The 22,186-nt window shown below is 63.3% G+C and carries 18 protein-coding genes; 13 read left to right on the top strand and 5 right to left on the bottom strand.

The features are described from left to right. Positions 1-198: 198 nt before the first annotated feature. The 3 genes from rnhA to ispH are packed head-to-tail and all read right to left on the bottom strand — an operon-like array spanning position 199 to position 2,600. Positions 199-642, bottom strand: coding sequence for a ribonuclease HI (gene rnhA / locus AC2S2E_RS17700; RefSeq protein ID WP_486523260.1), 444 nt, complete (start codon positions 640-642; stop codon positions 199-201). Continuing rightward, positions 639-1,613, bottom strand: a complete 975-nt coding sequence (gene thrB / locus AC2S2E_RS17695) for a homoserine kinase (RefSeq protein WP_486523259.1) — start codon at positions 1,611-1,613, stop codon at positions 639-641. Before thrB ends, rnhA begins: the two co-directional genes overlap by 4 nt. A gap of 12 nt (positions 1,614-1,625) precedes the next feature. Beyond that, the gene (gene ispH, locus AC2S2E_RS17690; protein WP_476105223.1) at positions 1,626-2,600 is read right to left on the bottom strand and encodes a 4-hydroxy-3-methylbut-2-enyl diphosphate reductase; all 975 of its coding nucleotides are present in this window, start codon (positions 2,598-2,600) and stop codon (positions 1,626-1,628) included. A gap of 136 nt (positions 2,601-2,736) precedes the next feature. Between ispH and AC2S2E_RS17685 the strand changes: the two genes are divergently transcribed. From AC2S2E_RS17685 to tatC, 9 genes are all read left to right on the top strand, one after another. Next, positions 2,737-3,348, top strand: a complete 612-nt coding sequence (locus AC2S2E_RS17685) for a hypothetical protein (protein ID WP_486523258.1) — start codon at positions 2,737-2,739, stop codon at positions 3,346-3,348. A gap of 63 nt (positions 3,349-3,411) precedes the next feature. After that, the gene (gene argS, locus AC2S2E_RS17680; RefSeq protein WP_486523257.1) at positions 3,412-5,184 is read left to right on the top strand and encodes an arginine--tRNA ligase; all 1,773 of its coding nucleotides are present in this window, start codon (positions 3,412-3,414) and stop codon (positions 5,182-5,184) included. A 3-nt stretch (positions 5,185-5,187) separates the two neighbouring features. Continuing rightward, complete coding sequence (locus tag AC2S2E_RS17675) at positions 5,188-6,246, top strand: SPOR domain-containing protein (RefSeq protein ID WP_486523256.1); 1,059 nt, start codon at positions 5,188-5,190, stop codon at positions 6,244-6,246. Between the two features lie 44 nt (positions 6,247-6,290). Next, positions 6,291-7,307, top strand: coding sequence for a beta-N-acetylhexosaminidase (gene nagZ, locus AC2S2E_RS17670; RefSeq protein ID WP_486523255.1), 1,017 nt, complete (start codon positions 6,291-6,293; stop codon positions 7,305-7,307). 10 nt (positions 7,308-7,317) lie between these two features. Beyond that, the gene (locus tag AC2S2E_RS17665; protein ID WP_486523254.1) at positions 7,318-8,127 is read left to right on the top strand and encodes a segregation and condensation protein A; all 810 of its coding nucleotides are present in this window, start codon (positions 7,318-7,320) and stop codon (positions 8,125-8,127) included. After that, positions 8,124-8,753: an SMC-Scp complex subunit ScpB gene (scpB, locus tag AC2S2E_RS17660; RefSeq protein WP_476105213.1), complete on the top strand. Its 630-nt coding sequence runs from the start codon at positions 8,124-8,126 to the stop codon at positions 8,751-8,753. Before AC2S2E_RS17665 ends, scpB begins: the two co-directional genes overlap by 4 nt. Before the next feature lie 66 nt (positions 8,754-8,819). Continuing rightward, a complete protein-coding gene (locus tag AC2S2E_RS17655; RefSeq protein WP_476105211.1) occupies positions 8,820-9,053 on the top strand; it encodes a twin-arginine translocase TatA/TatE family subunit in 234 nt (77 codons plus the stop codon). 43 nt (positions 9,054-9,096) lie between these two features. After that, the gene (gene tatB / locus AC2S2E_RS17650; protein WP_486523253.1) at positions 9,097-9,534 is read left to right on the top strand and encodes a Sec-independent protein translocase protein TatB; all 438 of its coding nucleotides are present in this window, start codon (positions 9,097-9,099) and stop codon (positions 9,532-9,534) included. A 2-nt stretch (positions 9,535-9,536) separates the two neighbouring features. Further along, positions 9,537-10,328, top strand: coding sequence for a twin-arginine translocase subunit TatC (gene tatC, locus AC2S2E_RS17645; protein ID WP_486523252.1), 792 nt, complete (start codon positions 9,537-9,539; stop codon positions 10,326-10,328). 237 nt (positions 10,329-10,565) lie between these two features. On the opposite strand, the gene AC2S2E_RS17640 is transcribed toward tatC, so the two are convergent. Beyond that, entirely contained in the window at positions 10,566-12,272 is a 1,707-nt protein-coding gene (locus AC2S2E_RS17640) for an amidohydrolase (RefSeq protein ID WP_486523251.1), read from the bottom strand. Continuing rightward, positions 12,269-13,177, bottom strand: coding sequence for an NAD(P)-dependent oxidoreductase (locus AC2S2E_RS17635; protein ID WP_486523250.1), 909 nt, complete (start codon positions 13,175-13,177; stop codon positions 12,269-12,271). Before AC2S2E_RS17635 ends, AC2S2E_RS17640 begins: the two co-directional genes overlap by 4 nt. A gap of 140 nt (positions 13,178-13,317) precedes the next feature. Between AC2S2E_RS17635 and AC2S2E_RS17630 the strand changes: the two genes are divergently transcribed. The 4 genes from AC2S2E_RS17630 to AC2S2E_RS17615 all read left to right on the top strand — a co-directional run bounded on the left by AC2S2E_RS17630 (position 13,318) and on the right by AC2S2E_RS17615 (position 22,145). Further along, positions 13,318-14,568 carry a threonine ammonia-lyase gene (locus tag AC2S2E_RS17630; protein ID WP_476105202.1) on the top strand — a complete coding sequence of 417 codons (1,251 nt, stop codon included), beginning with the start codon at positions 13,318-13,320 and terminating at the stop codon, positions 14,566-14,568. Positions 14,569-14,783: 215 nt separating this feature from the next. Further along, a complete protein-coding gene (locus AC2S2E_RS17625; RefSeq protein ID WP_476105201.1) occupies positions 14,784-15,644 on the top strand; it encodes an arginyltransferase in 861 nt (286 codons plus the stop codon). Next, positions 15,604-17,940, top strand: coding sequence for an autotransporter assembly complex protein TamA (locus tag AC2S2E_RS17620; protein WP_486523249.1), 2,337 nt, complete (start codon positions 15,604-15,606; stop codon positions 17,938-17,940). The genes AC2S2E_RS17625 and AC2S2E_RS17620 overlap by 41 nt, the downstream gene beginning before the upstream one ends. Further along, positions 17,940-22,145, top strand: coding sequence for a translocation/assembly module TamB domain-containing protein (locus AC2S2E_RS17615; RefSeq protein ID WP_486523248.1), 4,206 nt, complete (start codon positions 17,940-17,942; stop codon positions 22,143-22,145). The genes AC2S2E_RS17620 and AC2S2E_RS17615 overlap by 1 nt, the downstream gene beginning before the upstream one ends. Positions 22,146-22,186 lie beyond the last annotated feature (41 nt).

The following is a 22,186-nucleotide window of genomic DNA, read 5'->3' as shown; positions in this document are numbered from 1 at the left end:
CTTTTCTCGCTCTAATAACGTATCGGGTGGTTTCATGTCGCACTTAACGGCTTTATCTGCCGCATAAATTTAGTGCAACCATTGGGGTGTGTGGCTTGCCCCACTTTCAAATCACGCCCCAACATACCCCGCCGCAGACCACACGCCCACGCCGACAGTAGTGGGAGCGCGAGGGTCTAGACCCTCGCATTCAATCCCTCACTTCTTCTTCCCTACCTCAACCGCCGCATCACTGGCCAGTTTGTCCACGCGCTCGTTTTCCGCATGGCCATTATGGCCGCGCACCCATTGCCAGTCGATCTTGTGCGGCTTGGCCACGATCAGCATCTGCCGCCACAGGTCCTCGTTGGCCACGGGCTCTTTCTTGGCATTGACCCAGCCGCGCTTTTGCCAGCCGAACACCCATTGGGTGATCCCGTCGATCACATATTTGCTGTCGGTGCAGAGCGTGATCTGACACGGTTGGTTCAGCGCCGCCAGCGCGCGGATCACGGCGGTCATTTCCATGCGGTTGTTGGTGGTTTCCTTTTCGGCCCCCACCAGTTCCTTTTCATGCACACCCATGCGCAGCAAAGCCGCCCAGCCGCCGGGGCCGGGGTTTCCCTTGCAGGCCCCGTCCGTGAAAATCTCGACTTGCTTCATGCCCCGAACACGCCGGGGTTGGCGGCATAGAATTGCAGGCGGCGGGCAAAGGCCATCGGGTCTTTTTTGACCACCAGCGCATCGGGCGGGGTGTTGATCCAGTCATAGGCGCGGGTGGACAGAAACCGCATCGCCGCCCCGCGCGCCAGCACCGGCAGGGCCGCCGTTTCGGCATAGGAAAGCGGGCGTACCGATTCGTAGCCGGCCAGCAGCGCCTCGGAAATTTCCGAATTGAACACGCGCCCGTCGCCCGAAAAACACCATGCCGCATGGGTCACGGCCACGTCATAGGCGGTGATGTCATGGCAGGCGAAATAGAAGTCGATCAGGCCCGTCACAGACTCGCCCAGCATCAGCACATTGTCGGGGAACAGATCGGCGTGGATGATCGAGCGGGGCAGGTCAGCCGGCCATTCGGCCTCAATAACCGCCATTTCGCGCGCCACAAGGCCAGCCAGCGCGGGATCGATCGAGGCCAGTCCCTCGGCCCCGCAACCATCGATCAGCCCCCGCCATCCGGCAAGGCTGAGGTCATTGGCGCGGCTCTGCGGGAAATCGGCGGCGGCCAGATGCAGGCCCGCCAGCGCCGCGCCCACTGAGCGCGCTTGCCCCGCCGTGGGTTCGGACACCGAAACGCCGGGCAAAAATTCGATCAACGTCACCGCCTTGTCGTCGATCCAGCGGAAACTGGCGCCTGTCCGGTCGTGGATCGTGCGCGGCACCGGACATTTCTTGTCGGCCAGATGATCGAGCAGGCCAAGGAAGAAGGGCAACTCGGCCACTTCCGTCCGGCCCTCGAACATGGTCAGGATGAAGCGTTGCGGCCCCGATCCGGTGCCCGTGGTTTCGATCAGCCAGTTTGAATTGGACACGCCCTCGGCAATGCCCTTGGCCGAAACCAGTTCGCCGACCGAAAACTCACCGATCAGCGCGGCCAGCGCTTCGGCACCCAATTGTGTATAAACCGCCATTGCCGCCTCGATTTAGCCAGCCAGTTGGCGCGGCAGTTTGAAGATCATGTTTTCTTCGGTGGTGACGACTGTCTCTTCTTCGACCTTGCGCCATTGGCCCAGACGGGCGATGACTTCGCGCACCAGTTCTTCGGGTGCGCTGGCACCGGCGGTCAGGCCCAAAGTGGACACGCCTTCCAACCAGGTTTCGTCGATTTCATCGGCGCGCTGCACCAGACGCGAAGGCGTGCCGCCACGCTCGGACACTTCGACCAGACGCATCGAATTGGACGAATTGGGCGCGCCGATCACCAGCACCATGTCGCATTGCGGGGCAATTGCCTTGACCGCCGCCTGCCGGTTTGATGTCGCATAACAGATATCCTCGGCGCGGGGCGCGTGGATCTGGGGATAGCGGGCCTTGAGCGCCTCGATAATTTCGTGCGTATCGTCAACCGACAGCGTGGTCTGGGTCAGGAAACCCAGCGAATCATCGGTGGTGAAGGGCAGGGTGGCCACGTCCTCGACCGTTTCGACCAAGGTCATATGGCCTTCGGGCACCTGACCGAATGTGCCGATCACCTCGGGGTGGCCCTTGTGGCCGATGAAGATGATGTGGCGGCCCGCCTCGATCTGGCGCTCGGCCTGACGGTGGACTTTGGACACCAGCGGGCATGTGGCGTCGAGCCATTCCAGCCCGCGCGCGTCGGCCGCCGCCGGAACCGCCTTGGGCACGCCGTGGGCTGAAAAAATCACCGGAACGCCATCGGGAACCTCGTCCAGTTCCTCGACAAAGATCGCGCCTTTTGCCTTTAACCCGTCAACCACATAGCGGTTGTGGACTATCTCATGGCGCACATAGACGGGGGCGCCATATTTGCGAATCGCGCGTTCAACAATTTCAATGGCTCGATCGACGCCGGCGCAAAAACCGCGCGGCGCGGCAATCAACAGCTTGAGCGGTTGCAAAGAAATGGAATCGGCGGGGGCGGGAAAGGCGGTGTTCATACACCCGCCTCTAGCGCTTTGCGCCGCGCGCCGCTAGGGCAGCGAACAGGAATGTTGAAGGAACGAGTCTGTCATGCCCTTTCGTACACGCCGAATGAATGCCAAAGTTGCTTGCAGGGCGGGGCTGTTGGGTGCCATGGCTTTGCTGGCCGGGTGCAAATCGACCGGTGAACTGGTGGTTCAGGACGGCGTCGGCATCACGGCGGTGCGCTCGACCTGCCCTGCGGTGGGCATTGCCGATTATACCGGCGATATCACCACGTTCCGCCTTGGCGGTGGTCAGGTGGCCAGTGCGCTCGATTTGACCGGCGCGATCACCGATGTGCGCAGCCAGTGCGACCCCAAAGCCAACCCGGTTCAGGCCAATTTGACGTTCAAGGTTTTGGCCACGCGTGTCGATACGCGCGGGGAACGCGTTGTGAACCTGCCCTATTTCATCACGGTGATGCGCGGCGGCAATGTCGTGATTGCAAAGCGTCTTGGCACCGCGACCGTGCGTTTCGCCGATGGCCAGACCCGCGCCGAAGTGACGGCATCGGGCGGTGCGACGATCAACAAGGCCGACGCGACGCTGGACACGGCGGTCCGCGATCGCCTGTTGAAACAGCGCAAGGCGGGCGAGGCCGATGCGGCGGTTGACCCTCTGACCGATCCGGAAGTGCGAGCCGCCATTGCCAAGGCCTCGTTCGAGGTTCTGGTCGGGTTTCAGCTGACCCCGGAACAGCTTCAATATAACGCGACGCGGTGAATGTACCGGGGGGCTTAGCGGCCCCCCTTTCGTTTATGGCGTAAATTCGCTAGGCGCGCGGTCATGACACAGCAAGCCGACAAGACCGCCCCGATCTTTCACGCCTTTGCAGGCCATGTTGCCGATGCGCTCGACGCGCTTGTGGCGGCTGGGCAACTGCCCGAAGGTTTGAACCGAGGCGCGGTGACGGTCGAAAGCCCGCGCGATCCCAGCCATGGCGATCTGGCCACCAATGCCGCGATGGTTCTGGCCAAGGCGGCGGGAACCAATCCGCGCGCGCTGGCAACGCTGCTGGTGGCAGAGCTGGAAAAGCTGCCGCAGGTTTCCAAGGCCGAGATTGCCGGGCCGGGGTTCATCAACCTGCGCCTGTCGGATGCGGCATGGCTGGGCGAACTGGCGCTGATCGGGGCTCTGGGCGGTGATTATGGCCGTTCGGGCGTGGGTGCGGGCACGACCGTCAACGTTGAATATGTTTCGGCCAACCCGACCGGCCCCATGCATATGGGCCATTGCCGTGGCGCGGTGGTGGGCGATGCGCTGGCCTCCTTGCTGGAATGGGCCGGGCATAAGGTCATCCGCGAATATTATGTCAACGATGCGGGCGCGCAGGTGCAGGTTCTGGCCCGCAGCGCCCATGTCCGTTACCTTGAAGCGCTGGGCCATCAGGTGGGCGAGATCCCCGAAGGTCTCTATCCGGGCGACTATCTGGTGCCGGTGGGTCAGGCCCTGGCGGCCGAGTTTGGCGACAAATATGTCGATGCGCCCGAGGCTGAATGGCTGGCGCTGTTCCGCGTGCGCGCTGTTGCCAAGATGATGGACATGATCCGCGACGATCTGGCGTTGTTGGGCATCAACCACGACCTGTTCTCGTCCGAAGCCGAGCTTCAGGCGGCGGGCAAGCCGGAAGAAGCCGAGGCATGGCTGCGCTCGGTCGATCTGGTCTATGATGGCGAATTGGAAGCGCCCAAGGGCAAGCTGCCCGATGATTGGGAGCCTGTGGCGCTGCCCCTGTTCCGCAGCACCAAGTTTGGCGACGATCAGGACCGTCCGATCAAGAAGTCGGATGGCAACTGGACCTATTTCGGCGCCGATTTGGCCTATCACTATCAGAAAGCGCAGACCGCCGACGCTTTGGTCGACATCTGGGGCGCGGACCATGCCGGCACCGTCAAGCGCATCAAGGCGGCTGTGGCGGCCATGACCGGGCGCGATGGCGAAGGCAATGGCAAGGGGGGCAAGCCCTTCGAGGTCAAGCTGGTGCAGATGGTTCAGCTTCTGCGCGATGGCGAGCCGGTGAAAATGTCCAAGCGTTCGGGCAATTTCGTCACCCTGCGCGAAGTGGTGGAGGAAGTGGGCAAGGAAGTCGTGCGCTTCACCATGCTGACCCGCAAGCCCGAAGCACAGATGGACTTTGACTTTGCCAAGGTGGTCGAGGCCAGCAAGGACAATCCGGTCTTCTATCTGCAATATGCTCATGCGCGTATCTGCTCGACCCTGCGCAAGGGCGCGGCGGAAGGCTTTGCGCCTTCGGCTGAAGGGCTGGAACTGCTTGGCGAAGAAGAATTGGCACTGGTGCGCACGGGCGCGCAATTCCCGCGTCTGGTCGAAGCCGCTGCTGCTGCGCGTGAACCGCATCGCGTGGCGTTCTTCCTTGCCGATCTGGCCGCAGCCTTCCACGCATACTGGAATGTCGGCAATGATCGCCCGGACAAGCGTTTCATCGTGTCCGAAAACGGTACACTGACGGGGGCAAGGCTTTTCTTGGCCTCGCAAATCGGGCAGATTATCCGCAACGGCCTTGCCATCCTCGGCGTGACCGCCGTGGAGGAGATGTAAGCCATGTCGAATGGTCTGGGTGGATTTGGGCCGGGTGGTCTGGACGACGGCCGTGGCAACATGGGCAACGGACCCGCTCAGCCATTCGGCAATGGTATCAACCCGGCGGCCAATGACGCCGAAACGCGGGCGCGTGACCTGATTGGCCGCGCCCGCGACGCGGCGTTGGGCAGCGCGGCGACCCTGGCGGACAAGGCCAGCGTTTTGTCGCAGGAAACCACCGCCTATGTTCAGGGCGCGGATGAACGCGCCCACCAATGGTATCAGGACGCCCGCGAGGCTTTGCCCGGACAGGATGATGGCGCACTGCACGGCGTGGGCGACGCGCTGGGCCATGGCGGGATCAAATTTGATGAACAGGATCGCCTGCCCTGGCTCGAATCGGATGATGACGAGGAATATGAGGGCATCGACAACAAGCGCGTTGCCGTGGCGGTGCTTGGCGGTCTGGCGCTGACGGCGGCGGCGGTCGGCGGTTTTTGGTATTTCACGCATCGTTCCGACAACAGCGTCCCCGTCGCCGATGGCAGCGTGGTGGCCGCGCCCGCCGAAAGTTACAAGGAAGCGCCCAAGGATCCGGGCGGCAAGCAGTTTGCCGGAACCGGCGATTCCAGCTTTGCCGTTTCGCAGGGGCAGGAACGTCCCGCGCAACTGGCCGGCAGCGATGCCCAAGCCGCCGGGGCCAATGCAGCCGAGGTCGCCGCATCAACGGCGGCGGCGGCAGGCGCCAGTTTTGCCGGTGGCGCGCCGGTGGCGGCCAAGCCCGAAGCGGCGCCTGCGCCCAAACCTGTGGCTGCGCCCAAAGCGGCGGTTGTGGAAAGCGGCCCGGCCGGCGGCGTGGTCCAGATCGCGGCCTATACCAGCGAAAGCGCGGCGGTGGCCGGGTGGAACCGATTGGTGCAGGGGCATGAAATGCTTAAAGGCATGAACCACCGCATCGTTTCGGCCAAGATTGATCTGGGCACGGTCTATCGCCTGCAACTGGTGACCAATGCCGGGGGCGGGGCGGGCTTGTGCGAGCGGTTGAAGGCTGATGGTCTGCCCTGTCAGGTTAAGCATTAAGCGGATCTTGCGTAAGCCATCGGTTACGTGCAACGGATGGCCGTATGATACCGGCGATTTTCGGCCTTTCGGGCCTGACCCTTACAGATGAAGAACGCGCATTCTTTCGCGATTGCGACCCGGCGGGGTACATCCTGTTCGGCCGTAATGTTGAAAATCGTGAGCAACTGCGGGCGCTGACCGACCAATTGCGCGGCCTGCACGGGCGCGACGATCTGTTCATCAGCATCGATCAGGAAGGCGGGCGCGTCGCCCGGATGAAGCCGCCGGTATGGCCCAAATATCCGGCGGGTGAACCTTTTGCGCGCCTCTATGATCTGGCTCCGTCCAGCGCGATTGCCGCAGCCCGCGCCAATGCCGAGGCGCTGGGGCTGGATCTGGCGGCGGCGGGGATTACGGTCGATTGCTGGCCCTGTGTCGATGTGCGTGAACCGGGCACCCATGACGTGATCGGCGACCGCGCTCTGGGCGAGGAGCCGATGCGGGTGGCCGCTCTTGGCCGAGCCATCCTTGAAGGTTTGGAGGCGGCTGGTGTCGCGGGCGTCATTAAGCATATGCCGGGCCATGGCCGCGCCGGGGCGGACAGCCACAAGGAATTGCCCACGGTCCATGCCGATGCCGATGCGCTGGAACGCGATCTGGCGCCGTTCCGCGCTTTGGCTGCGAGGGCGAAGATCGGCATGACGGGGCATATCCTTTTCACCGCGTGGGATGCCGATGCGCCTGCCACCCAATCGCCGCGCATTGTTTCGGACATTATTCGCGGGGCGATTGGGTTTGACGGCCTGCTGCTGACCGATGACATCGATATGCAGGCGCTGTCGGGCACGATCCCGGAACGGTCGGCGCGGGCGCTGGCGGCGGGCTGCGATCTTGTGCTCAATTGCTGGGCGCGGATGGAGGATATGGTGGGCATTGCGCAGGCCTGCCCGACCATCAGCGAGGCAAGCGCCGCGCGTCTGGCGCGGGCCATGGCGGGCACTTTCCTGTCGTCGGAACTGGTGCTGGATCGTCAGGCGGAATGTATCGCCACGCGTGACGCGCTGCTGGCGCTGGCATGAGTTTTGCGGTGTGAGCGAAGCGGCGCATCCTGCCGGGCAAGGCGCGGATCTGTTTACCGCGCCCCTTGCTGCCGGCACTGCCCGCGATGCGCTGATGCTGGAAATCGAGGGGTGGGAAGGGCCGCTTGACCTGCTGCTCGATCTGGCGCGGCGGCAAAAGGTGGATTTGCGACGTATCTCGATCCTTGAACTGGTCGATCAATATATCGCCTATGTCGAACAGGCCGAGGCGCTCAAGCTGGAACTCGCCGCCGATTATCTGGTGATGGCGGCGTGGCTGGCTTATCTCAAATCCTCGCTCCTGTTGCCCAAGGAGGAGCAGGAGCAGCCTTCGCCCGAAGAGCTGGCGCTGCGTCTGCAATTGCGCCTGCAACGTCTGGCCGCGATGCGAGAGGCGGCGGCAAGACTCTTGGCGCGTGATCGTCTGGGGCGCGACGTCTTTATGCGAGGCGCGCCCGAAGGGCTGCGCATCGGCAAAAAGGCGGTGTGGCAAAGCGACCTCTATGACCTCATTTCTGCCTATGGTCAGGTCAAGGCCCGCAACGCGCCGGTCGTCCATATTGTACGCGACCGCAAGGTGATGACGCTGGAATCGGCGCTATCGCGTATGTCCGCGATGCTGGGGGTGACGCTGGACTGGGTGGAGTTGCGCGAATTCCTGCCCCCGGCCTCGCAGGTCGAATGGAGCGATGAGAGGTTGCGCCGTTCTGCGCTTGCTTCCAGCTTTGTCGCCGCGCTCGAACTGGCGCGACAGGGGCGGGTGGAGATTATGCAGGACCATGTGTTCGGCCCGCTGCGCCTGCGGAGCCTGAACGCATGAGCCCGCTTGTCCGCGCGCTGGAGGCCACGCTCTTTGCCGCCACCCAGCCGATGAGCGTGGAGGGCATCGCCCGCCATCTGGGGCAGGGCGAATGGCCGGTGCGTGATGCCTTGCGCGAATTGGCGCAGCATTACGCGGGGCGCGGGGTTGAATTGGTCGAACGCGGCGGGCGCTGGCATTTTCAGACCGCGCCTGATCTGGCCCATCTTTTGCGCCCCATGCATGAGGAACCGCGCCGCCTGACGCGGGCGGCCACCGAATGTCTTGCCATCATCGCCTATCACGAACCCGTCAGCCGCGCCGAGATCGAGGCGATTCGCGGGGTTCAAACCGCCAAGGGCACGATCGATGTGTTGATGGAGGCCGGATGGGTGCGCATCGCAGGGCGCCGCGAGGTGCCGGGCCGTCCGGTCATCTATGCCACGACGCCCGCTTTCCTCGCCCACTTTGGTCTGGGCAGCCGCCGCGACCTGCCCGGAATCGAGGAATTGCGCGCCACGGGCCTGCTCGATCCGGTCGATGAAGCCTATGATGCGCTGATGGGGGAAACGCCCGAGGTTCCGAACAGTGATGATCCACTACGTCAATCAGCGGATGGGCTGGCGTCGGGCGAGGAAAGTGCCTAGATAGGATCAAAATGCGCGTGATGGTGCATGAAACGGTCGTCATCACGGCTTCAAGGAGTTGGTATCATGGGTTTTGGGTCTGTCTGGCACTGGGTCATCGTTCTGCTGGTCGTGCTGGTGCTGTTCGGGCGCGGTCGCGTGTCGGATATCATGGGCGATTTCGGCAAGGGCATCAAAAGCTTTAAAGAAGGCATGGCGGATGAAACCGACCGCCCCGCAACGCCCCCCCCGGCCCAGATCGAAGCCAAGGGTGAACCGGTTGCGCCTGCGGCCACCGAAGAAAAGACCGGCCATAACTGAGCCTTTCTTTCCATTCCTCGCATGATTGGCCTGACGCACTGTGTTGTTTGACATTGCTCCATCGGAATTTCTGCTGACGGCGGTGGTCGCCGTGGTGGTGATCGGCCCCAAGGATATGCCTCGCGCCATGCGGACCATGGGCAAGTGGATGGGGACGGTGCGCCGTGTCTCGGGCCATTTCCGTTCCGGCATCGAAACCATGATCCGCGAGGCGGAGATGGAGGAGATGGAAAAGAAATGGCGCGAGCAGAATGAGGCCATCATGAAGGCCAGCCCGCCTGAGGCTTTGCCTGCGCCGGAATTGGCCGAACATGCACCGACCCAGCCCTATGTTGCGGCCGAAGCGCCGGCTGCGGGCCATCATGGCGGCGATTTGCCGGTCGATCCGCATTCGGCCAGCGCCCATGAACATGCGGCCCATGAACAGGCCCCCCATGAACAGATCGGGGCTGTCGATACGGCAAAGGCCAAGGGCGAATAAAGATGGCTTTTGAAATCAAGGATATCGACGAATCGCAGGCGCCGCTGCTTGAACATCTGGTGGAATTGCGGGCGCGTCTGCTCAAATCCATCGCGGCTTTGTTCGTGGCCTTTGGCATCTGCCTTTATTTCGTGAACCCCATCATGGCCTTTCTGGTCCAGCCGCTGCGCACCGCGTCGGGGCTGGGGGGTAAACTGATCTATACCAAGCTCTATGAAGCATTCTTTGTCGATTTGAAGGTGGCGCTCTTTGCGGCCTTTATGTTGGCCTTTCCGGTGATCGCGAACCAGATGTGGGCCTTTATCGCGCCCGGTCTCTATGCCAAGGAAAAGAAGGCGTTTCTGCCCTTTATCCTGGCAACGCCCGTGCTGTTCCTGTCGGGCGCGGCGCTGGCCTATTACGTGGTGATGCCGACCGCCTTTGCATGGATGCTGGGTTTTCAGGGCAATCGCGGCGGGATCCAGATGGAGGCTCTGCCCAGCGTCGGTGATTACCTTGGGCTGGTGATGCAATTCATCCTCGCCTTTGGCATCAGCTTCCTGCTGCCGGTGCTGCTGCTGTTGCTTAACCGCGCGGGGATCGTGACGCGCCAGCAGCTTTCCAGCGCGCGCCGCTATGTCATCGTCGGGATTACCGTTCTGGCCGCTGTCCTGACCCCGCCGGACGTGGGTTCGCAATTGATGCTGGCCGTGCCGCTGATGATCCTGTTCGAAGGGTCGCTGGTGGTGATGTGGTTTGGTGAAAAGCGTGCCGCCAAGGGTGAGGCGCAGGGTGAGGTTCAGGTCGAGGCTTGAAGTTTGACGTAAGATGCCTCCGGCGGGCAAAGGGCGGGGGCCCTTTGCAATCCCGGTAACCGGGGTGAGCCAGACGGGGCGTGTTTGATATTGAAAGCCTGCGGCGCGGATAGGGCAGCCTTTTCCGCGCCGCAGGCTTTAAATGTTCGACGCAGCGATATTCAGCCAAGGCCGAACCGCCCCACAACCCAGACAGTAACGGGAGCGCGAGGGTCTAGACCCTCGCACCTAACCCCTTCACTTCTTCCCCGCTTCCCAAACCAACTTTCCGCCCACCCAAGTCTGCGTGACCTTGGCGGCGCGGATCTTTTCAGGCGTCGCGCTCAACGGATCGACATCGACCAGCACGAAATCGGCGCGCCAACCGGGGCGCAATTGACCAAGGCGGGTTTCGGCAAAACCGGCATAGGCCGCGCCCGTGGTATAGGCGGCCAGCGCCTGCATGCGGGTCAGCTTTTCCTGCGGCTGCCATCCACCGGCGGGCTGGCCATCGGGGCCTTCGCGGGTGATGGCGGCGGCAATCCCGGCAAAGGGATCGGAAACCTCCACCGGCGCGTCCGATCCGAAAGCCAGCCCCGCCCCCGCCTTTAGCATTGACGCCCAAGCATAGGCGCCGGTCAACCGGTTCGGGCCCAGCCGCGCTTCGGCCATGGTGCGGTCGCTGGTTTGGTGGATGGGCTGCATGCTGGCGATGATGCCGTTTTTGCCAAAGCGGGCGATGTCGGCCGGATCGACGATCTGCGCATGTTCGATGCGCCAGCGCCGGTCGCCCTTATAGGTCTGCGCCTCATCCTCGATGGCGGACAGCAGCGTCGCATTGGCCGCATCGCCAATCGCATGGACGGCCACCTGAAAATGGTCCATCGCCGCGCGGCTCATCAGGTTTTTGAGCTGCGTCTCGTTCAAAAATGGCAAGCCGCTGGTTGCCGCATCGGCATAGGGCGCCTTGAGCCACGCCCCGCGTGAGCCGAGCGCGCCATCCAGATAAAGCTTGACCCCATTCAGCCGCAGCCGGTCGTCATACAGCCATGGAGAAGGCCCCGGCCCGCCAATCAGCACCGTGTTCGCAATGCCGTCGCCATAGGCCATGACCCGCATTTTTAGCGTGCCTTCGTCACCGGCACGACGCATCGCCTGCCAGTCGTCGATGGATGTGCCCATGTCGGCCGCCGCCGTTACCCCGCGCGACAGGAAAATCTCCTGCGCCTTGGCCAGAGCCGCGTCGCGGTCCTCCGGGCGGGGCGGGGGCACGATCTTGGTGATCAAACCCATCGCCCCATCGATCAGTACGCCAGCAGGCTTGCCCGCAACCGGCGCTTTGCCCGCAACCTTGGGCGCGGGCAGGCGGTCGATCTTGCCTCCGCTGGGGTCTTTGGTCGCCGCCGTCACGCCTGCTGCGGCCAGAGCTTTCGAATTGGCCCAGCCGGCGTGACCGTCAACCCGTTCCAGCCAGACCGGACGATCGGCCACAACCGCGTCCAGTTCCGCCGCCGTCGGAAAACGGCCCAGTTTCCACGTTTCCTGATTCCATCCACGCCCGATAATCCACGGACGGTCGGGGAATTTGGCGGCATAGGCGCGGATTTTCTCCTGCGCCTGCGCCAAAGATGTCGTGTCGGACAGGTCGAGGGTGAGCGCCGCAATCCCCACGCCCATCACATGCGCATGGGCATCGATCAGGCCTGGCAGCAGCACCGCCCCATGCCCATCGGCCGCAAAGTCCAGCTTGGCCGGTCGCGGATCGCCTTCGCGCAGCAATTGAATGACGCGGCCTTCGCGGTCGATGACGATGCCGTTGAACCGCTCGACATTGCCCAGGGAATTGAGCGTCAGGCCCGCAACATGGTCCACCAGAGTGTCGGCCATAGCCGAAGAACCGGCCAGCGACGCCCCGGCGCCACACAGCAACGCCGCGAGCTGCGCGGCGGCAAATTTCACTGTCATCGAACCCCTCGTTTGGGCAGGCGGCGAAGAATGGCGCTGGTATCCTGACGCCCGCCGCCCATGGATTGAATATCGGCGTAAAGCTGGTCGATCAGCGCGGCCACGGGGAAGGACAGGCCAAGCCCGCGCCCTTCATCCAGCGCAAGACCCAGATCCTTGCGCATCCAGTCGATGGCAAAGCCGAAGTCGAATTTTTCCTGCGCCATCGTGTGCCAGCGATTGTCCATCTGCCAGCTTTGCGCGGCGCCCCCGCTGATCGCCTCATAGACCTTTTCGAGATCAAGATGCTCGGCCTGTGCCAGACGAAAGGCTTCGGCAAGAGCGGCGGTGACGCCCGCCAATGCGATCTGGTTGACCATCTTGGTCGCCTGACCGGTGCCCGCCTTGCCGATATGCACGATGCGGCGCGCATAGGCCCGCATGACAGGCGTGGCGGCGACCACCGCATCGGCGCGCCCGCCGCACATCAATGTCAAGGTGCCTGCTTCGGCGCCCGCCTGCGCGCCGGTCATGGGCGCATCGACGCATCGGATTTCCTTGTCGCGCGCCTCGACCGCGATCTGGCGGGCGATGCGCGCCGAAACGGTCGTATGGTCGATGAACAATCCGCCCGGATGCAGCGTGGAAAACACGCCCTGCGGCCCCAGAACCACCTCGGCCAGATCATCGTCATTGCCAACGCATGTGATGACCACATCGGCCCCGTCGGCGGCGTCGGCGGCATTGTTGGCCTCGCGCACCTCGATATCGGGGTTGGCCTCGCGCCAATGTTCGATCCGCTTGGGGCTGCGGTTATACAGCGTCATGCTGTGTCCGGCATGGCCCAGATGGCGGGCAATCGGCCCTCCCATCACACCAAGTCCGATAACGGCAACGCGGCGAGGAGCAGAAGCTGGGTCTGTCATGCAGGCCGTATTAGCCGGTTTGCGCGCGAAGGGAATAAGGGATGTGGCGAGGCGAAAGATAAACCCGCAAGGCTTGCGTGCAATCCAGCGCATAAACGCGGTTTCTTGCGAAAGCTTTTTCCGCTAGGGGGCCAAGCATTATGACCGAGGCAAACATCACGCAAATCGGCGCCGTTGCGCCCACGCTCACCATCGATGATATCCGCGCCGCCGCCGGGCGAATTGCGGGCCATGTGGTGCGCACCGACATGGACCATTCGCGGACCCTGTCGAAGATTTGCGGCTGTGAAGTCTATCTCAAGTTCGAAAACCTGCAATTCACCGCCGCCTATAAGGAACGCGGCGCGCTCAATGCCCTTTTGCATCTGACCCAGGAACAGCGCGAACGCGGCGTCATCGCGGCCAGCGCGGGCAACCATGCCCAGGGCCTGTCCTATCACGGCAGCCGCCTTGGCGTGCCCGTGACGATCGTCATGCCCAAGACCACGCCCACCGTTAAGGTGATGCAAACCGAGAGTGTGGGCGGCAAGGTGGTGCTGGAGGGTGAAACGTTCGACGAAGCCTATGCTTATGCCCGCAGCATGGAAAAGCAGCTGGGCCTGACCTTTGTTCACCCGTTCGACGACCCGCTGGTGGCGGCTGGACAGGGGACGGTCGCGCTCGAAATGCTGGAGGATCATCCCGATCTCGACATGCTGGTGATCCCGGTGGGCGGGGGCGGTCTGTCGACCGGCATGGGCACGGCGGCGCGCGCCATCAAGCCCGGCATCGGCCTGATCGGTGTCGAGGCGGAATTGTACCCTTCGATGTACAACCTGCTCAAGGGTACCAATTATCCCATCGGCGGCGACACGCTGGCCGAAGGGATCGCGGTCAAGGAGCCGGGTGAGTTCACCTCGAAAATGCTCGCCAACTTGCTCGACGATTTCGTGCTGGTGTCGGAAAGCGAGCTGGAACATGCGCTCTGCCTGTTGCTCAACATCGAAAAAACGGTGGTCGAAGGCGCGGGTGCTGCGGGTCTGGCGGCTTTGCTGGCCCATCGCCATCTGTTCAAGGGCAAGAAGGTGGGCATCGTCCTGTCGGGCGGCAATATCGACCAGCGCCTGTTGGCCAATGTGCTGTTGCGCGATCTGGCGCGTTCGGGGCGTCTGGCGCGTCTGAAGCTGACCTTGCAGGACCGTCCCGGCGCTTTGTTCAAGGTGATGGAGGAATTCAACCGCCATCAGGTCAATATCATCGAGATCTATCACCAGCGCATCTTCACCCATCTGCCCGCCAAGGGGCTGACGGCGGACATCGAATGCGAAGCGCGGGACGGCGAACAGATCGACGCTTTGGTTAACGCTCTGCGCGCCAAGGGTTACGAGGTTGTGCAGGCTGAAGTGAGCTGATCGATCCATCCGTTATGGCACAGGGGGCTGATTAACCTGATCTTGGCCCCCTGTGCCCATTTGGGGCATGGGATGAAAAGGCGGCGTGTTTCACCCGAAATCAGGGTTAAAACGCTTTGACGATCTGAACCAGCGGGGCATAAAGTTGCCCACGGCGCGAGAGGGCCGGACATGGGGCATGGCCCCCAAGGTTAACTTCAAGGATCGCAACACCAGTGACGGCCCCTGTTCGCTTCCCCCGGTTTTTTGTGACGGCCCCTGCGCCTTGCCCCTATCTTGAGGGCAAGACCGAGCGGAAGGTGTTTACCGAGCTGAAGGGGCCGCATGCGGATGCTTTGAACGATGCGTTGGGCCGGATCGGTTTCCGGCGCAGCCAGACGGTGGCCTATCGACCGTCCTGTGTTGATTGCACGGCCTGTGTTTCGGTGCGGGTGCTGTCGGGCGAATTCGTGCCCAATTCGGCGCAGAAGAAAAATCTCAAGCGCAACAGCGATCTGGTCGCCTCGGTCTGTCATCCTTGGTCCACCGCTGAACAGTTCGCCTTGCTCCAGCGCTATCTTGCCGCACGGCACCCCGGTGGGGGCATGGCCACCATGGACGAGGTGGATTATGCGGATATGGTGGAACATACGCCGGTCACCAGCTATGTGATCGAGTATAGGGAGCCTTCGACCGGTTCTCAGCCGGGCCGACTTGTGGGGGCCTGTCTGACGGATCGGCAGGGCGACGGGTTGTCGATGATCTATTCATTCTACGACCCTGAACATGCAACACGGACCGGGCTTGGCAATTATATCATCCTTGATCACATCCGCAGAGCGGCCAGCGAAGGGCTGCCCTACGTGTATCTCGGCTATTGGGTCGACGGTTCCGAGCGGATGCAGTACAAAGTGCGCTATCGTCCATTGGAAAAGCTGGGGCGCGATGGATGGCAACGCCTTTCCGATGGTGAACAGGACGCTCTTATACGGGCTGCGGCCGGACGCGGTGGCGCGCGCGAACAGGCTTGCGGCGACAAGAGCCAGTTTGTCGAGCGTGATCCGCAAGATTCATGGAACCGCAGCGGCGGGTTCTAAATCCGAAACATGGTTGACCGGGGCGGCGATGGCTCTGGTTCTGGCGGGGGGCGCGCCATTGGCGGCCCAGCAGCGCGAGGCCGATGCGGATCTGCGCGCGCTGATCCCGGATTCGGCGGTGGGCGATCCCGAAGGCTGGGCCAAGGCGCAGGCGGCCAAGGCGCAGGAGGCCAAGGATCAGGCCGCCAAGGTCGCGGCGGCCAATGCCGTGGCCACCAATGCGACGGCTGGACAGGTGGCCGCTGCAAAAACGGCGGCGGTCGCGCCTTTGGGCGATTTGAGTGCGCTGGTCCCCGATTCGCCGCTGGCCGAGATTGCCGGGCTGGACCTGCCATGGCCCGAACCGGGGCAGGAAGAGGCGTTGATCCCTATTCCCGAAGGTTTGGCGGCGGAGGATGGCGGCGAAAATCTGGCCGCGGCGATGGAGCGTTTGCCGCCGCCGACAAGCGGCCGGACCGGCAACCGGCGCGCCGATGGTGCCGCGCGCAACAATCAGGATCGCGAGACTTTGCTGGCATCGGGGCGGGCGCGGTTGCGATGGCCCGCGGACCCGGCCGCCATGCCCGAGCGTGAAGCGTTCGAGCGGCGGTTCAAGGAATTGTCGGCATTGCAAACCCTTGGCGCGCATGAGGCTGATGCTCTGGCGCAATTGGTGGTGCGGGCCAGCACGGATCGCAAGCTGCTGGAAAAGCTGCTCAAGGTTTATGGCTATTACGATGGCGAAGTGACCCAGACGCTGATCGGGCCGCAGCCGGGCGAGGATCAGACCAGCGCGCCGCCCAGCGGGGTGCGTTTCGACATCGATCCCGACACGCGCTATCACATTGGCGCGATCACCACCGGGCGGCTGGATGACATTGGCAAGGATGCGGAAAAGATGCATGCCGCGCTGGGGATCAAGAGCGGCGATCCGCTGAATATGGACACGATTTCGGCCGCGACGGGCGATCTGGCTAAGGCATTGGGCGAAGGAGGCTATCCCTTTGCCAAGGTGCCGGCGGCATCCTTGACGGTCGATCATGCCCGTGACGAGGGCGACGTCGATGTGGCGGTCGAACCGGGCGGGCTGTACCGCTATGGCGCGATCAATTCGGCCTTGCCGCGGGTAATGTCGTCCAACCACCTTGGCGATATTGCGCGGTTCAAACCGGGTCAGGTCTATAATCAGAAGGATGTCGAAGACCTGCGCCGGGCGGTTCTGGCCACGGGGTTGGCGGCAGGGGTCAATGTGACGCCGCGCGAAACCGCTCCGCCCAAGGATGGTCAACCAGGCATCGTCGCGTTGGATGTGGCGATGAGCAAGGCGCCCACGCGCACCGTATCGGGCGAAATCGGTTACGATACCGGGCAGGGGGCGCGCATCGGTGCAAGCTGGGAAAACCGCAACATGTTCCCGCCCGAAGGCGCCTTCAAGGTGCGCGGCGTGTTGGGTACCAATGAACAATTGGCGGGCACGACGTTCAAGCGATCCAATTTCCTTGGCCGTGACCGGACGCTGACGGTCGATGTTTACGCCACCAACACCACGCTGACATCCTATGCCGCGCGCAAGGTGGCCTTTGCCGCCAGCTATGAGCGGTTGAGCAATCTGTTGTTTCAAAAGCCGTGGACATGGTCGATGGGCTTTGAAGCCGAAGCCTCGGAAGAGCGCGAGGGCGTGCCCAGCGGGGTTACGACCGGGCGTATCCTTTACGTCACCACGGCTTTGCCGCTGCGCGGCGGGATCGACACGACGGATAATCTGCTGGACCCGACCAAGGGGCATCGCGGATCGCTGCGCATGTCGCCCGAATATAGTTGGGCACGCGGCGCACAATCGCAATATGCCCGCATTCAGGCCGATGCCAGCTTCTATCGCCCCTTTGGCAAGACCGTTCTGGCCACGCGTGTCCGGTTGGGCACGATGCCGGGGGTGGATATCGACCACGTCGCGCCATCACGGCGTTTCTATGCGGGCGGTGGGGCGTCGATCCGTGGTTTTGGCTATAACCTTGTCGGTCCGCGCAACAATCTGGGCGAACCCAAGGGGGGACGCTCGCTCTATGAATTCTCGCTGGAGGCGCGGGTGAACACGCGCTTCTTTGGCGGGGCGCTGCAACTGGTGCCCTTCTTTGACGCGGGTGGGGTTGAGGCTGACGTCATGCCCAAATTCAATGACTGGCGTTATGGCGCGGGGCTGGGCATTCGCTATCGCACCGGCTTTGGCCCGATCCGCATTGACGTTGGCACCCCGCTCAACCCGCGGGCAGGGGACAGCCGGATCGGCGTCTATGTCGCGCTGGGACAGGCATTCTGATGACGCAGGGGGCGGACATTCAGGAAGGGGAAACGCGGCAGAAGGCCGTAAAGCCTTCCGGCCTCGGCTGGCGCAAATATGCGCTCAGCCTGCCTTTGGGCATTGTGGGCGGGGTGGCGGCGCTGCTGGTCGGGCTGGATACGCCGGTGGGGCACCGGTTGATCACCGACATCATCGCGTCAAACGAATTGGACAATGGCCTGCGCGTTTCCATCGGCCGGATCGAAGGCTCGATTTATGGCCGCGCGCGCCTGTCCGGCATCACCCTGCGCGATTCGCATGGCATTTTCCTGCGCGCGGGTGAGGGGGTCTTTGACTGGCGCCCGATCAACTGGTTCTCCTCCGGGCTGGACATTCGCGAAGTGGTGCTGCGCCGGGCGACGCTGCAACGCGCGCCTGAATTTCGCGCCACGGCGGCCGATGCCAAATTGTGGCCCGATTTCGATGTGCGGTTGGACCGGGTGGCGCTGGAAAAGCTGGTGATTGCCAAAGCGGTCCTGGGCACCGAGCGGCGGATCGATGCACAGGGCAGCCTGCGCGTGGCCAAGGGCGTGGCGGCGATCAAGCTGGATGGACGTCTGGGCGGTGAAGATCGCCTGTCGCTGGTTCTCGACGCGCAACAGGCGGCCGATCGCTTCAAACTGTCGCTCGACTATAACGCGCCCAAGAATGGCCTGCTGGCCACACTGACCCACAGCAAGGCGGCGCGCGCGATCCGGGCCGAGGGCAAGGGCAGCTGGAAGTCATGGACCGGTTGGACCAAGGCGCAGCAGGATGGGCGCAATGCGCTGGACCTGAATTTCGCCAATAATGACGGCGCGGTGCGTTTCGATGGTAAGCTGTGGAGCGATCCGGTCCTGCCCGAAGCGTTGCGCCATACGTTGGGCACAGGCCCGATGGCCATGGCGGGCAAGGGGCGCATTCAGGATCAGCGCTTCACCGGCGACCTGTCCGCCCGTTCCGCCAATTTGAGCGCGCAGGGCAAAGGCACGCTCGACTTGCGGCATCAGAGCTTTGTCGATTGGGCGCTCAATCTGAAAGGCGGGCCGCGCCTGCCTTTGGGCAAGGATGATGAATTTTCCGGGTTGCAGGCGCAGGTTCTGTTGAACGGGCCGATGGCCGCGCCACGGGCCAAGATCCTTGCGCAGGTCGCCCGTTGGCAAAGCCAGAAGACCGTGTTTGAAGGCATGAAGGCCGATGGCACGCTGCGCCGCGATGGTGCGCGCTGGGTCTTGCCGGTGCAATTGACCGCCGCGCAAATCCGCACCGAGGATGGCGCCCTTGACGACCAATTGCGGCATGTCCGCGCGGCGGGCACGCTGACTCTGAACGGGATGCGCCTGTCCAGCGAGGATATCGCGCTGGCCATTCCCCATGGCACCGCGCGGGCCAGTGTTCAGGTCGATCTGGCCAAGGGCGACTGGGTGGTTCAGGGTAAGGCGGGCCTGCACGGCTGGCCCCTGTCGATTGGCACCGCCGATGCGCAGGGCCGGGTGCGGGTCGCCGGGGCGCGCAATGCGCCATGGCGGGTCAATGCCGATATTACCGGCGGCATTCCCAATCTGACCAATGGCACATTGGCCAATCTGACCGGCGGGCCGCTGCGTTTTGCGGGCCATGTCGATATGACGCAGGGCAACCGTTTGGCGGTGACGCGGGGGCGGATCGATTCGCCCTCGTTGCAAATGACGCTGGACGCGGCGCGTGGGGCCGATGGGCGCATCGCATTGACCGGTCGCGGGCGTCAGGAACGGTATGGCAGCTTTACCGGCGATATCAGCATTGGCGCGGATGGCCCGCGTGGTCTGGTCCGTTTGCAGGATCCCCTGCCGACGCTGGGCGTTCGCGACGTAGAGGTCGCGCTGACGCCGGAGGCCGAGGCTCTGCGGATTGAGGCCAAGGGTATATCGACGGTCGGTCCCTTTGCCGGAACGGCGGGACTGGTCGTGCCCAAGGGGGATGGGCGTACAAGACTGGAATTGCGCGATTTTCAATTGTCGAGCACGCATGTCACCGGTTCGGTCATGCTGGATAAAGACGGTGCGGATGGCAAGCTGACCGTGTCGGGCGGCGGGGTTTCGGGCCTGATTGCGCTGGCGCCGCGTGGTGGTGGGCAATCGGTGGATGCATCGATTGATGCGCGAAATGCCCATTTCGAGGGCGACCGTCCTTTGACCATCGCGACCGGGCGGCTGAAATTCAGCGGCCAGTTGGTCAAGCAGCACACGACGCTCTCGGCGGATCTGTTTGCCCAAGGGATCGGCAAGGGCAAGCTGTTCATCGGCCGTTTTGCGATGGCGGCGCGGCTCAATGATGGCAATGGCACGGTCAATGCCACTCTGGGCGGGCGCAAGGGCAGCCGCTTTGATTTTCAGGTGAGCAGCGATATCGCGCCGGGCCGGATTTCCCTGCTGGCCGGTGGCAATTTCGCGGGGCAGAAGATCGCCATGCCGCGTCGGGCCGTTTTCTCGGTTGAAAGCCGCGATGGCGCACCGGGCGTGTGGCGTCTGGCGCCCAGTCAGGTGGATTTTGGCGGCGGGCGCATCGTGGCGCAGGGGCTGATCGGCAATGGTTCGACCGAGCTGGATCTGGGCCTTGTTTCCATGCCTTTGTCGCTGGCTGATGTGGTGGTGCCCGATATTGGCCTTGGCGGCAAAGTGTCGGGCAAGCTGACCTATATCCAGCGCCGCGAGGCCTTGCCAGAGGGCGAGGCGAGGGTGGTGGTCAAGGGCCTGACCCGTTCGGGGCTGATGCTGACGTCTCGGCCGGTCGATGTGGCAGTGGTGACGCGGTTAGGGCCAAAGGCGCTCGACCTGCGCGCGGTGGCCAGCGAAGGCGGCGCGGCGCGCGGGCGTTTGCAGGCCCGTATCGACCAACTGGCCGATACGGGCGCGATTGACGAAAGATTGGGCAAGGGGCGGCTGGCGGCGCAAATGCGCTATGCCGGGCCGGCCGATGCTTTGTGGCGTTTGATGGCGCTGGACGCTTTTGACCTGTCCGGGCCGGTCGAAATCGCCGCTGATATGAGCGGGACGTTGGATGATCCCAGCCTGCGCGGGTCTTTGGCGGGCAAGGGCATGCGCCTGCAAAGCGCGGCTTCGGGCACGGATGTTTCGAATGTTGAGGTTAGGGGCGATTTCACCGGCTCTGCGCTAAGCCTGAGCAGCCTGTCGGGTCAGGCACCGGGTGGCGGTCTGGTGTCGGGCAGCGGGCGGGTGGATTTCGCCCAGATGGGACCGGGGCGTGGGCCATCCATCGACGTTGCGCTGGCCGCGCGGCGGGCGCAATTGATCTCGCGGCCTGATATGGCGCTCAGCGCGACCGGGCCAATCCGCATCATGTCGGACGGGGTTGTGGGCACGATTGCGGGCCGCTTGACGATCGATTCGGCGCGCTGGCGTCTGGGACAGGCCAGTTCAACCGCGACCTTACCCAGTCTGCCGACCAAGGAAATCAACCGCAGGGCCGATATCGCGCCCGCATCCGAACGTGAAATGCCGTGGCGTTTGATGGTGGATGCGGCGGGCGGCAATATCCGCCTGTCGGGATTGGGGCTGAACAGCCTGTGGAACGCGGATGTTAAACTGCGGGGGGCGTTGCAGGACCCCTCGATCAGCGGCGCGGCCACTTTGGTCGAGGGCAGCTATGACTTTGCCAGCAAGCACTTTGACCTGACCCGTGGGCGCGTGGCCTTTGATGGTTCGACGCCGGTCGATCCGCGGCTGGATATGGCCGCGACGGCCACGGTCAACAATCTGACCGCGACGGTGACGGTGCGCGGCACCTCGCTGCGGCCGGAAATTGCGTTCTCGTCGGTGCCTGCCTTGCCCGAAGAGGAATTGCTCTCACGCATTTTGTTCGGGGATTCGATCACGCAAATTTCGGCGCCCGAAGCGTTGCAATTAGGGGCCGCACTGGCCTCGCTGCATGGCGGGGGCGGGCTGGATCCGATCAACAAGTTGCGCAGCGTGATCGGCCTTGACCGCCTGCGCTTTGTGTCGGCCGATGCGGCAATCGGGCGTCAGACGGGCGTGGCCGTTGGCAAATACCTTGGCCGCCATGCCTATGCGGAAATCGTCACCGACGGGCGCGGCTATTCGGCGACCAATGTCGAGTTCCGGTTGACGAGTTGGCTGGCCTTGCTGGGAACGGTGGCGAGTACGGGGCGGCAGAGTGTGAACGCTAAGGTTTCGAAGGATTATTGATTTCGGGGGAAGTTGATGTGCCTCCGGCGGGCCAAGGGACT

It is taken from the genome of Novosphingobium sp. 550D (assembly GCF_057401885.1).
Note: the sequence above shows the minus strand (reverse complement) of the source record. Positions and strands in the feature narration are given on the sequence as shown.